The 14,155-nt window shown below is 42.3% G+C and carries 13 protein-coding genes; 5 read left to right on the forward strand and 8 right to left on the reverse strand.

Annotation, left to right across the window (positions count from 1 at the left end; translation table 11 throughout):
* Window positions 1–228 precede the first annotated feature (228 nt).
* Window positions 229–1,035 carry an SDR family oxidoreductase gene (locus FTU72_RS08135; RefSeq protein WP_159122835.1) on the reverse strand — a complete coding sequence of 269 codons (807 nt, stop codon included), beginning with the start codon at window positions 1,033–1,035 and terminating at the stop codon, window positions 229–231.
* Window positions 1,035–1,730, reverse strand: coding sequence for a hypothetical protein (locus FTU72_RS08140; RefSeq protein WP_159122836.1), 696 nt, complete (start codon window positions 1,728–1,730; stop codon window positions 1,035–1,037). The genes FTU72_RS08135 and FTU72_RS08140 overlap by 1 nt, the downstream gene beginning before the upstream one ends.
* A gap of 174 nt (window positions 1,731–1,904) precedes the next feature.
* Between FTU72_RS08140 and FTU72_RS08145 the strand changes: the two genes are divergently transcribed.
* Window positions 1,905–4,799 (forward strand): valine--tRNA ligase, encoded by a 2,895-nt coding sequence (locus FTU72_RS08145; RefSeq protein ID WP_180052663.1) that lies wholly within the window; start codon window positions 1,905–1,907, stop codon window positions 4,797–4,799.
* A gap of 78 nt (window positions 4,800–4,877) precedes the next feature.
* Window positions 4,878–5,405: a hypothetical protein gene (locus FTU72_RS08150; RefSeq protein ID WP_180052664.1), complete on the forward strand. Its 528-nt coding sequence runs from the start codon at window positions 4,878–4,880 to the stop codon at window positions 5,403–5,405.
* Between the two features lie 130 nt (window positions 5,406–5,535).
* Here FTU72_RS08150 and FTU72_RS08155 read toward each other — a convergent pair whose 3' ends face one another.
* The 3 genes from FTU72_RS08155 to FTU72_RS08165 form a co-directional block, all read right to left on the reverse strand.
* Window positions 5,536–5,916, reverse strand: a complete 381-nt coding sequence (locus FTU72_RS08155) for an endonuclease domain-containing protein (RefSeq protein WP_159122839.1) — start codon at window positions 5,914–5,916, stop codon at window positions 5,536–5,538.
* Between the two features lie 90 nt (window positions 5,917–6,006).
* Window positions 6,007–7,050, reverse strand: a complete 1,044-nt coding sequence (locus tag FTU72_RS08160) for a molecular chaperone DnaJ (protein ID WP_180052687.1) — start codon at window positions 7,048–7,050, stop codon at window positions 6,007–6,009.
* A gap of 142 nt (window positions 7,051–7,192) precedes the next feature.
* Window positions 7,193–7,879: a carbonic anhydrase gene (locus FTU72_RS08165; protein ID WP_180052688.1), complete on the reverse strand. Its 687-nt coding sequence runs from the start codon at window positions 7,877–7,879 to the stop codon at window positions 7,193–7,195.
* A 479-nt stretch (window positions 7,880–8,358) separates the two neighbouring features.
* Here FTU72_RS08165 and FTU72_RS08170 point away from each other — a divergent pair, with 479 nt between their 5' ends.
* Window positions 8,359–9,036 carry a DUF421 domain-containing protein gene (locus FTU72_RS08170; RefSeq protein ID WP_104426479.1) on the forward strand — a complete coding sequence of 226 codons (678 nt, stop codon included), beginning with the start codon at window positions 8,359–8,361 and terminating at the stop codon, window positions 9,034–9,036.
* Here FTU72_RS08170 and FTU72_RS08175 read toward each other — a convergent pair.
* The 3 genes from FTU72_RS08175 to FTU72_RS08185 form a co-directional block, all read right to left on the reverse strand.
* Window positions 9,033–9,734: an HAD family hydrolase gene (locus FTU72_RS08175; RefSeq protein ID WP_180052665.1), complete on the reverse strand. Its 702-nt coding sequence runs from the start codon at window positions 9,732–9,734 to the stop codon at window positions 9,033–9,035. The genes FTU72_RS08170 and FTU72_RS08175 overlap by 4 nt on opposite strands.
* 137 nt (window positions 9,735–9,871) lie before the next feature.
* Window positions 9,872–10,999, reverse strand: coding sequence for a porin (locus tag FTU72_RS08180; RefSeq protein ID WP_005234516.1), 1,128 nt, complete (start codon window positions 10,997–10,999; stop codon window positions 9,872–9,874).
* Window positions 11,000–11,135: 136 nt separating this feature from the next.
* A complete protein-coding gene (locus tag FTU72_RS08185; protein ID WP_180052666.1) occupies window positions 11,136–12,377 on the reverse strand; it encodes an MFS transporter in 1,242 nt (413 codons plus the stop codon).
* A 133-nt stretch (window positions 12,378–12,510) separates the two neighbouring features.
* On the opposite strand from FTU72_RS08185, the gene FTU72_RS08190 reads away from it, so the two are divergent.
* Window positions 12,511–13,140, forward strand: coding sequence for a 1-acyl-sn-glycerol-3-phosphate acyltransferase (locus tag FTU72_RS08190; protein WP_180052667.1), 630 nt, complete (start codon window positions 12,511–12,513; stop codon window positions 13,138–13,140).
* Window positions 13,141–13,204: 64 nt separating this feature from the next.
* Entirely contained in the window at window positions 13,205–14,122 is a 918-nt protein-coding gene (locus tag FTU72_RS08195) for a patatin-like phospholipase family protein (RefSeq protein WP_004783071.1), read from the forward strand.
* Window positions 14,123–14,155 lie beyond the last annotated feature (33 nt).

Here is a 14,155-nt window from a genome sequence, read left to right on the forward strand (position 1 = left end):
CTTTCAACTTTTGCCAGTGTTGATCTGTCAGCATGGTACGAGGCATAGCGAATAGTAAAATTGGGTTTGGCGATTTGATTTTACTACTTCGCTATTTTTTTAAGCTAAAAGTGTCAACACACCCTAGATAAATTATAAAGATGAGCATACTATTTTCAGATTACAGGTCTATTTCTATCGAGCAATAAACCTGTAACCGATGACAACCAGCTTGATCTTGCAAACAGATTATTTCACCTTAGTTTTGCGAATCATCTTATACAATACTTTTGGCGATAGACGTGACACTAGAACACCTAGTTTTTCTTTAGAGCCCCCCACCACGATATATTCTTCACCACGTTTCAACGCTTCTACAGTCTGACGGGCAAAATCAGCCGGTTCCAAGCCATTTTCAATCGCTTCATCCTGCTTGGCCTGAGGTTTGCCTTCCCCATTTAAGGCATTAAAAGACACATTAGTTTTAATAAAGCCCGGAAAAATCACGGATACCTGAATACCCTGATCTGCCATTTCAGCGCGCAGGCTATTCGCCCACATATGAATCGCGCCTTTGGCTGCTGAATAAGACGCCCGATATTGAGTTCCAAGCAGGCCGGCCACACTGGAAATAAAAGCAATCCGGCCAGATTTCTGTTTTAAAAATGTCGGTAAAACTGTTTTGGTGAAAAACACCTGAGAGAAATAATCGACTTCCATAATGGCGCGTTCAGTCTGCATGGTGGTTTCCTGAATCAGGGCACGCTGGCTGAGTCCGGCATTATTGATCAGCCAGTCAATGCGGCCTTTCTCACTTAGCACCTGTTCATAAGCCGTGCGTACCTGACTTTCATCAGTAATATCGGCCACGACTGAGATGTGTTGATCAGGATTCACCAGTCCTGAACGGACTTTTTCCAGTTCTTCCAAACGTCGTGCAGTCAATACTATCTGTGCACCTTGGGCAGCACATTCTTCAGCCAGTGCCTTACCAATTCCTGAAGATGCTCCGGTAATCCAGACTACTTTTCCCTGTAAATTTTCTAGTTTTGCCATTAAATCCTGTCACCCTCTTTATATGAATGTGTTCCTGGCGGCATTTCATCTTCCAGAAATGCCAGCAACTGCTCAAAATAATAACTCATGGTATCCGCATCATAGAGGCTACCGAGTTTATCAAAACGTTTATAACCCAGTTGTGTGGTCAGGTGAATCACACCATTCAATGTTTTATCCACCACCACATTAAATTTCAGCATCTTTTTTGGTTCACGCACCAGATGCGTCACACCCTGATCCACCACCTGAATAAAAGCTTTCAATGCCGGTGAGACATACTGGTTATTGCCACTTTTCATCTGCTCCACGCAGCCCAGCAGTTCCATGATCAGCATGCGCTCTACCGGATAGCGAACAAAATATCCGTCCTCATTTTCATGGGTCATTTTGTACAGATAGTTCACCATAGGAATCAGTCGGTCATTACCAAAAAACGAAACTGACCATGGCATATATTTGCGAGTCGTTTCTAAAATCTGTTGAATGACTTTTTCAGATTCCTGATCTGGGGAGCTTGAGAGCTGCACCACACGGCCAAAAATCTGGTCAATAATTTCACAGGCAATATCGGCCAGATTTTCACCGAGCAGTTTGGCCAGGCTTTCCTGCTCACCAGCATTAAATCGGGAATGCAGGTCTTTAAACCGTTGATGAGTATCGGGGTGAATCTTGAGAGAAATGCTATAGCTCATCTTGTTATCCTTTTTTTAATCGTCTGCGATGAGTCGCGTTTTATCAATCTATCATACGTTGAGTTCAGGCAACTGCCAATTGGCGAAAGTTTGCTTTTGGTTAAGCTGCCGCATGCCTTGATTTTTTTGCTACAATAGATGCAATTTTTTATCCACTTTTGATCTGTTTAGACTATGACTGATTCAGCGCAAAATATTGCTACGACCTACGATCCGACCGAGATCGAGAAAAAATGGTACCAAACCTGGGAAGAGCGCGGTTACTTCAAGCCGTCTCAAAAAGGTGAATCATTCTGTATCATGATTCCGCCGCCAAACGTCACTGGTAGCTTGCACATGGGTCATGGTTTTAACAATGCCATCATGGATGCCTTGACTCGTTATAACCGTATGTCAGGCAAAAATACCTTATGGCAGCCAGGCACTGACCATGCGGGGATCGCAACCCAGATGGTTGTTGAGCGTCAGTTAGGTGCTCAAGGCGTAAGTCGTCATGATCTGGGCCGTGAAAAGTTCATCGAAAAAGTCTGGGAATGGAAAGAACAGTCTGGCGGTAACATTACCCGTCAAATCCGTCGTTTGGGTTCTTCAGTAGACTGGTCACGTGAACGCTTCACCATGGATGAAGGTTTATCCAACGCAGTTAAAGAAGTATTCGTGAAACTGCATGAAGAAGGCCTGATTTACCGCGGCAAACGTCTGGTGAACTGGGACCCTAAACTGCAAACAGCCCTGTCTGACCTTGAAGTAGAATCTGATAAAGAAGAACAAAGCTCATTGTGGCACTTCAAATATTTCTTTGAAGATAAATCGCTTCGCACTCAAGATGGCAAAGACCATATTGTCGTTGCAACCACTCGTCCAGAAACATTACTCGGTGATACTGCGGTTGCGGTCAACCCTGAAGATGAGCGTTATGCACATCTTGTCGGTAAAAATATCGTATTGCCTATTACTGGCCGTACCGTTGCCATTGTTGCTGACGAATATGTTGAAAAAGAATTCGGTACAGGCTGTGTAAAAATTACACCTGCACACGACTTCAATGATTATGAAGTGGGTAAACGCTGTGGTCTGGCACTAATCAACATCTTCAACAAAAATGCCGAAGTTCTGGCTGAGTTTGAATACATCGCGAAAGCGGGCGAACAGATTTCTAAAACCATCCCTGCGCCTGCAGACTACATTGGTTTAGAGCGTTTTGAAGCACGTAAAAAACTGGTTGAGCAAGCAGAAGCTGAAGGCTGGTTAGACCAAATCCAACCTTACACACTAAAACCACCTCGCGGTGACCGCTCAGGTGTGATCGTTGAGCCATTACTGACAGACCAATGGTATGTAAAAATTGCGCCACTGGCTGAACCTGCAATTGAAGCGGTTAAAGATGGCCGTATCAAGTTCGTTCCTGAGCAGTACAGCAACATGTACATGTCATGGATGAATAACATTCAGGACTGGTGTATCTCGCGTCAATTGTGGTGGGGTCACCGTATTCCGGCCTGGTACGATGCTGAAGGCAATGTATTTGTCGGTCGTAACGAAGAAGAAGTTCGTGCGAAAAACAATATTCCTGCCGATATTGAGTTGAATCAGGATGAAGATGTACTGGACACATGGTTCTCTTCAGGTCTCTGGACATTCTCGACTTTAGGCTGGACTGGCGACGAAGCAAAAGACAAAGCCAACTACTTCTTGAATACCTTCCACCCGACAGATGTACTGGTGACAGGTTTTGACATCATCTTCTTCTGGGTTGCCCGCATGATCATGCTGACCATGCACTTCATGAAGAATGAAGATGGTACGCCACAAGTGCCGTTCAAGACTGTGTACGTTCATGGTCTGGTACGTGATGGCGAAGGTCAGAAAATGTCTAAGTCTAAGGGTAACGTACTTGACCCATTAGACCTGATTGACGGTGTAGATTTAGAAACATTAGTACAAAAACGTACCACAGGTTTGATGAACCCGAAACAGGCATCGAAGATTGAAAAATCAACGCGTAAAGAATTCCCTGAAGGGATTCAGTCTTACGGTACCGATGCGGTTCGTTTCACCTTCTGTGCGCTTGCCAACACCGGTCGTGACATCAAGTTCGACATGAAGCGTGTTGAAGGCTACCGTAACTTCGCCAACAAAATCTGGAACGGTACCCGTTTCGTGATGATGAACGTGGAAGGTCAAACCGTTGGTCAAACTGCACGTCCTGATCTTTGGGAATTGCCTGAACAATGGATCGTAAGCCGTCTGCAAAAAGCGGAACAAGCAGTTCAGCAAGCATTCGCGACTTACCGTTTAGACCTGGCTGCACAAGCGATCTACGAGTTCATCTGGAATGAATACTGTGACTGGTATGTCGAGCTGACTAAACCGGTTCTAAACGATGAAAACGTATCTGAAGAGCGTAAAGCTGAAGTTCGTCGTGTGTTATTGGCTGTGATGGAAGCGTCTTTACGTCTTGCTCACCCAATCATGCCTTACCTGACTGAAGAAATCTGGCAAACGCTTGCACCTAAACTGGGGATCTCTGGCGAAACTATCATGCTGGCTCAATACCCTGTTGCAGATGAAGCGAAGATCAACGAACAGGCTGAAGCAGATATGCAATGGCTGCAAGGTTTGATCGGTGCGGTACGTAACATCCGTGGTGAAATGGGCTTAGGTAATGCGCGTCTGTTACCAGTTCTTCTTCAGAACACCACTGAAGCTGAAAAAGCACAGATCACGCGTATTGAAGCATTGTTCAAAGCATTGGCGAAAGTTGAAAGTATCACCTTCTTAGGCGACAGCGAGCAACCTCCGCTCTCTTCATCTTCAGTCGTTGGTCACGTGTCTGTATTCGTTCCAATGAAGGGCCTCATTGACCCTAAAGCGGAATTGGGTCGTCTACAAAAGGACTTAGACAAGGTTCAAAAACAGCATGACCAGATTGCCAACAAACTTTCGAATGAAGGTTTCGTGGCAAAAGCACCTGCTGCTGTAGTTGAAGGTGAACGTGCGAAACTGGCTGAGTTTGCTGATCAGTTAGCGAAAATTAAAGCGAATATGGAACAGATTGCGGCGTTATAATTGTTGGCAATTTAATCTAATTCAATGTATAAAGGGCTGATTATTCAGCCCTTTATTTTTATAAAAAAGGAATTCATTTTGACTGATCTACCAGCTTGGATACAAGCGATTGGAAGCATTATCGCTATACTAATAGCAGCATGGGTTCCTTATCAATCCAATAAAAATCAATTAACTATACAGAATACAAGTGCTGAATTACGAAGAAAAAATACATTACTACTGCTTCTACCAACTCTATATTTGATTAAGAGAACTATATTTGAATTTTTAGAGGAAAATAATCCTAATACAAAAGACCTCTTTGGAGATGACATAGAAGAGTTTAATAGTAATTATTTTGAATTAATTCCTCATTTTTCCCAAAAAATCCAATCTTTAATGGATAGTGATTTTAAACATGACCTATTAACTAGATTCTGCTTTGAACTATTTAAAGCCGAAGAACATCTTAATGAAAACTCTTATCTACAACGCCGTGGATACCACGCTGCGTGGTTAAATCATCAAGACCTCTTTATTGAAGAAGCTAAAAATCTTCACATATTAGTAGAAAAGCTTATAGAAAATATTGAAGAGATGAATTCTCAAACTAAGCCAACTTAAATCATATAATTTAAGTTTTTAATTTAAATAATCCCTCACCCCAGCCCTCTCCCATAGGGAGAGGGAGCGTCATTTGAATTAATGCTTGCATGGATTTAGTAATGAAATTCCCTCTCCTTTTAGGAGAGGGTTAGGGAGAGGTGTTTTTACTTTTAAGCCCTAAACACACTTTCCATAAATCATCTAATACATCATCAGTTTCTAACAACACTTCATTATTCCAATACCTCACAACTCTCAAACCCAAAGCCTCCAAAAACTTGGTTCTTTCAGCATCATATTCCATAGCATCATCCGTTCCATGCTGACTGCCATCCAACTCAATCACCAAACCAATTTCATGACAGTAAAAATCCACAATATAAGGCTCAATCACATGCTGACGACGAAATTTAAGATTCATAAAACGTTTGGCACGAAGGATTTGCCACATGAGGTGCTCAGCATCGGTGGCAGTATGGCGCAGGGATTTGGCAAAGATAAGTAGTTGGGAATCGAGTTTTTTGTTCATAGGATTTTGTTTTTATTATTTTATTGAGGATAACAGAAATTTTAAATGCCCTCACCCCGACCCTCTCCCCAAGGAAGAGGTAGAAAAACCTTAAAGCATCCCACGCCTTAAAAACATCTCTAATCCACTTACCTTTTTGATATACATCAGGCGTTCTTTTTCGACCTTAATCTGCTGTTTTATGGCTGAAGTGTCTTCATCAATCTGCTTATACAGATCAGCAATTTGAACCTTACCTTTTGCCTTTTTGACTGCAATTCTGGTTTTTGATGACCAGACCAATCGATTGATCAATGCATCAATCTGCTCTTGTAACTTCTGGCTCTGCACATCCAAAGCCATTTGATACAGCTTGACTTGCTCTGCACTTAAACTCTTTTGCGAAGGATCTCGATCTTGCTCAATCTGAAGCTGCATTTTTAGTAAAGCAAACAGATCCTGTTCTGCATAGGCCTCGTTGGCACGTTGCAACAATTCAGTCTTTTTAATCTTCTTTACATCATTCGCTTCACGATCCGGATGAATCGCCGCAGCAATCTTTAAATATACAGATTTCACTGACTGCTCTGCCATCGCAGCCGCCTGTTCCTGTTTTTCCTGCTGGCGTTTTAGTTTGGCCTGCTCGCGGATTTGCTGAAAATGATCAGAGGCCCATTCTTCAAATCCCTCAGCATCAGCCGGATCTGGGACATTTTCATTCTTAAAAAACCTTTCCAGTTCATTGGTCTTTTTTTGGCTTTTTCTGAATTGAGCATGTTCAGCGCGTTGCTGATAATAGATGAAGATTTCATTGACCTTATTGGCTTCTTGCGCTGACATCGCCTGAGAATCTTGCAGATAATCTGCCAGGTATTGAATCTTCTCATCCAGTACTACCAACTCGACCTTGGTAAAATCTGTTTCCTGCAAGTGCTTCCAGAGCTGTTCGAGCTGCTCAAACAGCACACCATGTAATTCATGATAGACCGGCATGAAAGTTTTATGCGTATATTGCTGTAGGTCTTCTTCAGCCTGTTGCCATTGTTTTAACTCCAACTTCTGCTGTTCGATTTTATCAATCAGACGATCCAGCTTCTTCTGCTGTGGCGAAAGCGCTGTGAATGGCTGGATCATGGTTTTTAAGTCAAAGAGCATGGCAGCAGAAAGACCCAAGGAAATCTTATCTATATTAATTCTTTCAGCATTCGCCACAAAGTTCTTTTCACCTTAGGCTATTGAAATTTGTATCAGAATTAAAAAAAGCAGAACTAAGTCAGCTTTTTCATCCAGATTTTTGTTATTCCAGTACCACACGGCCATTTAAGGACTGCACTGGACGGTTATTTGGATGACCCATTAACTTGGAAAATTCTGAAATCTGTGTCGCAGAGGCCTGTTGGATCTCTTTCAAAATCAACCAGCGCACACCTTCAGAACATGGTGGTGTCGTCAGCGAACCACTAAAGCGGTAATAATCCAGATTCTTAGGCAACATCTCATTTACAGGTTGCGGAGTTTTCAAGACGACTTTTTCACCTTGCTTTTTCGGCAAGCGATTCCACATACGTTTAAGCATCGGATTTTCTGTACCCTGCGCAAACATCATCGCCACTACAGCAAGTTCACCTTGAGTATTGGCATGGACAAAATGAATCTCTAGAGGATAGCTCTTGCCTTTAATTAGGTTCTCACTTGGGCTATGTAGATGAAACTGTTTCAGCACAAAAGTTTCACCATCCAGCTGTAATTCTCCGCCTTGGGCAAAGTCTACCTGAACGGTATGACCTTTATTTTCAATTGCGTGAATCATGGTGTTATAGCTAAACTTGAGCGGTTCCAGTTCGGCTTTGACAGTTCGCTCAATATTGATTGGTGACTGGTTCAATCCATTACAGGCTGAATATTTCTGGTTTAGAGTCGACCACTGTTCAGGCTGATCATAGTTCCAGTCTGCATCTGCAAATACCGCTGTACTTAAGCCCATAACCGTTAAAAGCGTGAATATCTTTTTCACAATACATCCTTTCTTGGAAGTCAAAATCAATATTTTTAATTTAAAAAACAGATTTTTAGCTTGCTTTAATCGCTATATTTTTCAGGCCACAACATACAGAAATTTATAAGTATCACGTTATTTGATTACAAATCATTAAATAGTTCTCATTATTCCTAGGAAATTACTCAGATTTTATCTTGATATATTTCAGCAGGATATTATTTATACTGATTAAAAGTCATACAGAGTAAAATATGAACTGGTTCAAATTTAATCTGTTGAATAATCAATCAATATTTACATGAAATATCTATCTTATTTTCTCAAAATCGCTATATCTTTTATTCACAGCGATCATATTCAAAAAACATAATTTATTTTTATTCAAAAACTTACACAATTACAGCAGCAAATTAACAGCTGAGATTGCTAGACTCGAAACAAAGAGTGTTCTGGAAATAATAACAATGGACTGGGCCACCATATTTATAAATGATACGACCTGGGAATTTGCCACAGAGATTTTGCTACGCTGCGTAGTCATGTACGCGATGATTATCCTGTTTCTGCGGCTGACAGGTAAACGTGGGGTACGACAACTTTCGATCTTTGAAGTCACCATCATTCTTGCTTTGGGTTCCATTGCTGGCGATCCGATGTTTACGGAAGATCTTCCTCTGATCCAGGCAGCGCTGATCATGTCGGTGATCATTTTCCTGTATCGTCTGACCACCTGGCTCATGATGAAATTTCAATGGTTTGAAGACCTGCTCGAAGGCAAACCGATTCATATTGTGGAAGATGGTTTACTGGTCATTGATGAAATTAAAAAAGGCAAAATGTCTCATGATGAATTCTTTGCTGAGATGCGTCAGCAAGGCATTGAACATTTGGGTCAGGTGCGCTTAGGTTTACTGGAAACAGATGGTAAATTCAGTATTCTATATTTCCATCCAGATGATGTTCGGCATGGGCTCCCACTTTTCCCTAAATCCTGCTGCATAGTCAAAGAAGTCAAGCCAGAAGAGCTTTATGCTTGTATTTATTGCGGTCAAGTCCAGCATTTAAAAGAAGCGGAACAAACTTGTCCACGCTGTCATTCTCACCAATGGGCAAAAGCCATGAATAGTCACCGGATTACTTAAAGCTGCTTAAGCCGCTGCAAATGATCAAAGATTTCTGGTAATTGCTGAATCTTATATTGAATATGTCCGGCATCCGGATGGAAACCTTGCATCCACAAAGCATGCATACCTACGGCTGTTGCGCCTTGAATATCATTGACAGGATGATCACCAATATATAGACACTGCTCTGGCTGCACGCCTAAACGCTCTGCGGTAATCTGGAAAATTTCCGGTTGCGGTTTATTAAAGCCGACCAATCCTGAACTGACAATCTCATCAAAATACTCTGCAATACCTAAACCGCGAATGGTATTTAATCGGGTCTCATGTCCGCCATTGGATACAATGGCCAAGCGATAACCTTCAGTTTTAAGCTGTTTTAATACTTGCCCTGCTTGCGGCATCTCTACGGCGAAACGTCCAAACTCGCTGAACCAGAACTGCGCTAGCTCCTCTAGATCTGGTGGAGTTAACCAGGATAATTCCTGCAACAATGCATATGCAGCTGAAGCGCCAATACTGCCATGAGTCAGCAATTCCTTTTTCGGATAACCGCCATTATCAATGCGTCGTACAATTTCGATAATTTTCTCAAGCTCAACCTGTGCAAATGCTGAAGCATAATATTCTGCCAGATAACGGCTATAGGCCTGTGTCGTCAGGTCACGATGCGTCAAGGTATTGTCAAGATCGAATAAAACAGCTTGAATGGTCATAATTTAAAAAGGAATAGAGGATTTTCTGTCATGGTAACAGCTGGGAACTTTCAGGATTAGACCTAAAATTGCTAAGTTTTGTTGTTTCAGACATAAAAAAAGCGATGCCGGAGCACCGCTTTTATTTTGTTCTAAAATTAGAACTTGTATTCGACGCCTGTACCAACCACTGGTTGTTTAGTTTCTAATGAACCTTGTTCAAGTGTTAGATAACCTGCATAGCCATAAGCTTTGACTTGTTTAGAGAAAGCATAGTCTGCACCAACAATAATTTGTTGTGCTTCATAATCAGCTTTAGCCGTAGTAAATTCAGTCGTGTTCTGGCTATATTGACCTTTTACTGTCCAGTTTTTTGCATTTGGCAGGTTGTATTCTGCACCAATTAACCAGCCTTGTGCATCATCAATAGATGCAGCTGCAGCATCATTACCTGCAACACCTTCAACTTCTGAAGTTTGGTATAAAGCACGTAGAGACAGACCACCATCAAGGTTTACACGACCAATCGCACGAATAGTGTTCGCTGCAGCAAATGCACTACCTGCTACCCCACCTGTTACTTCCGGAGCAGAAGCATTTACAAAACCACGACCTGCAAAGTTTGATGGAATCGCTTTGTCATAACCAAGACCTAAAACTACAGGTTTGCTGTCATAGACTACAGATGCTGACCATGCATCGCCTAAACCACGGCCTGCAACTTTAGAACCACCATTGGATTTAGATACACCACTCGCTTCACCAGTTGCTAATAGTGCAGTCGCTTTAAGTTTACCTTCACCTACCGCAAGAGCTGGAGCTTCATAAACTACAACGTTATCAATACGGTTTTCACCAGTAAAAATACCTGCGACATCGGCTTTATTATCAATATAGTTATTAAAAGTATCTACAACCGCAGAAAGCTGTTTTACAGGCGTATCAATTTTACCTACTTTTAAAGCACCCAGTTTTTCATCTTTTAAACCAACAAAGATATTACGCGGTACAAAAGTATCATTACCCTCGCCACCCTGACCATCATCTGTATAGAAGGTTAATTCAGCTTGATAAAGTGCGCTTAAACGGTCAGTCAGTTTTTCATCACCTTTAATACCGATGAATGAATTATTACTATTTAATTCTACAACGTCACGATTCTTACCTACATTGTCTTCAGGTAGGTAATCTGCAGTTACGTCAATTTCACCATAGAAAGTTGGTGCTGCAAATGTAGTCCCCGCTAAAAGGCTGAGTGCGATTGCTGTTGCTAACTTAGTTTTCATTAAAAAATCCTTTAACTTATTTTGTTACAAATAATACACACGGCGCCTATATTACAAAATTATTAAAATAATATTTACATATTCTTTTTAATACTTTAGGTGGGGAGTCAATTAACCTATTTATTCATAAGAGATTTTAAATATTTTTTGCTACTTTCATCCATCGGAAAATAGGAATCAGGCAAAAAATCGCGATGATTACGATCAAATTTAGATAGTTTTGGTAACCTAAAGCGTCCCCTAGTAGCCCGCTCAGGCTATAAAGTCCCCCGCTTATAGTAGCCATCAAGGCAACCTGAAAGGTGAAATCAGTCCCTGCCAGATGCTTGCGACTGTATTGCATCACCAAGGTCAACATAACGACTAAGAGCATGGCCGATATCATATCCTCGGCAGCATTAATGAGATAAATGATCCAGTTTGCCACTTTGTTTTGGGCTTCATACTGTGCAGCCAGCCAGGCATAAGCGATTAGACTGAGTATTTTCAGAATAGAGAAAATCATTAAACTCCAACTGCGCGACCAGTATTTCAAACACCAGCCTGCTAGCCCTGCGCCAATTAATGCTGCAAAAGCGCCGAGCATGGTGACATAAATACCGATCTGACTAAAACTCAGTCCCAAATCGACCATCAAAGGTTTTAATAAAGGCCCAGACAGACCATCTGCCACTTTAAAGGTCAGTAAAACCAGCAGCCATGTCGCCAAGGTAAAATCAGCTAAAAAATATTGAAAATAAGCTTTGATTCTAGTCCGAGCAGGTAATTTCTCGGATGATGAAGAAATCATCTTTTGATGATCTGGTTCTTTAAACCATAACACCGGTAAAGTATTCAGAAAGACCAGAACTGCCAGCAGTAAAAAGGTCATCTGCCAATGCAAAAAGTCGAGTAACCACAGGATTGCCCCGCCTCCAACAATAAAGCCCAAGCGGGAACCAATCACCTGAAAGGTATTACCCCAGTGTTGCTGTTCATTTTTTAAAATATTGACTGCCAGTCCATCCGTGGCAACATCCTGAGTAGCACCGATCCCATTCATCACTAACAACGTGATAAAAAAGATCAACAGGTACAGCGGCTGGTTTAAGGCTTGGATCGGCAAGAAGGACAGCCCAATCAGTACAGCGACAGAAAGCCATTGCAAAGGAATAATCCAGCTTCGATAATGACCTCTAGCTTTTGATCCATGGCGATCAACTAAAGGTGCCCAGAAGATTTTAATCGACCATGGCAGCATGAGCAGGCCAAAGCCACCAATATGTGCCAGAGATACGCCTTCAGCTCGCAGAATGACCGGCAAGGCATGGGTCATAAACCCGACCGGAAGCCCCTGTGCCCAATATAGGGAAAACAGTAAAATATAAGTATTCCGCATATTCAGCGCAGGTCCTTAAGGTAAAAATGCTAAAAGCATCCATCATCGCTATACATTTTGCCAATGATCCAGATTTTACAACAGTCTAATATGATCAAAAATAAAGAAAAATACGTTTCAGGATGAGACATTGATGAGTACAACACGTTTCCCCAGACTCCCTCCATTGGTTCCCTCCCGCGGAGGTAAACTGAGCCAAGCCCTGTTTAAACAGCTATTTCTGGCTCAGGGCTGGCAGCTCAAAGGCGAATTCCCTAACCTGCCTAAAGCAGTAGCGATTATTTCCCCGCATACCTCGAATATCGATGCCTGGCTGGGCTTCAATGCTTTGCTCGGTCTCGGCATTCAGATCACGATTTTTGGCAAGGACAGTTTATTCCGCACACCACTTAAACCGATCCTGGAATGGATTGGTGTGGTTCCGGTTGTACGTGATACCCCTCAAGGACATACCCGACAGATTGTTGATGTCATTAATAAGACTGATCGGATCTGGGTAGGTATGGCACCGGAAGGTTCTCGCAAGGCGCCAGAAAAAATCCGCAGTGGTTTTTATCATATTGCCAAGGCAGCCCATTTGCCGATTGTGATGTTTTCCTTTGACTATGACATCAAGACCGTTCATATCCTCGGTGTATATCACCTGACAGGTGATTATGAATATGATCTGGAACAGATCTATAAGCATTATGAAGGTAAATTTTCGGCCAAAAATCCGGATTGGGTCGCCAAGCCGTTACAAAAGCTTTTGAAAAAAGACTAGGCAAAACTGGCTTTTTTTGATGTGATAGCCTGAATTTTGTTGATTTAATCGCCAGTTTTTTATAATGAAATTAACCCGTTATGCTCTGATTGGCTGCTTGGGTTTAAGCCTTGCAGCATGTGATAAAGCTACTAAAACCCCAACAACCTCTACTCCTCTTCAGGCTCGTGAACCTGTGGTGGCTATTGCGCTCGGTGGTGGCGGTGCCAAAGGCTTTGCCCATATCGGGGTACTCAAAGTCCTCGAATCGCACGGCATCAAACCGAAGATTGTTACTGGAACTAGTGCCGGAAGCTTCGTGGGCAGTCTATATGCCAGCGGCAAATCTCCTTATCAGTTGCAGCAAATCGCCTTGAACTTTAAAGAATCCGATATTCGTGATTTAACCCTGAACCGCCAAGGGATTATTGCCGGACAGAAACTGCAGGATTTCGTCAATAAAAATGTGGCGAATAAACCGATTGAACAGTTCCCGATTCGCTTCGCGGCAGTGGCAACCCGCCTAGACAATGGCCGTAAAGCTGACTTTATCAAAGGCAATGCCGGACAAGCCGTGCGTGCCTCTTGCAGTATTCCGAATGTCTTTGTGCCCGCTGTAATTGGCGGTACAAAATATGTCGATGGCGGTCTGGTTAGTCCAATTCCAGTAAAAACGGCCAAAGATATGGGAGCAGATATTGTTATTGCCGTAGATATATCTGCACGTCCGGACAGCAATAAAGCACTCAACATGTGGGGCGTACTGGACCAGACGATTAATATCATGGGTCAGCAAAGTATCAATGAAGAACTCAGGCAAGCTAATATCGTGATCCAGCCTAAAGTAGGTCATATTGGTACGCTGGATTTAAAAGCCAGCAATGAGACCATTCTTGAAGGTGAAAAAGCCGCGCAACTGAAAATCCGTTCAATTGAAAAAGCCATCAGTGATTTTAGGCAGTCTCCGGCTGCATTCAAGCCTGCACGACCGGCAAAATTTTAATCAGAAATTTTTTATATTCATCTGCTGCAGCAT

Origin of the sequence: Acinetobacter sp. YH12137 (assembly GCF_013418535.1) — a bacterium.
Lineage (GTDB): Bacteria > Pseudomonadota > Gammaproteobacteria > Pseudomonadales > Moraxellaceae > Acinetobacter.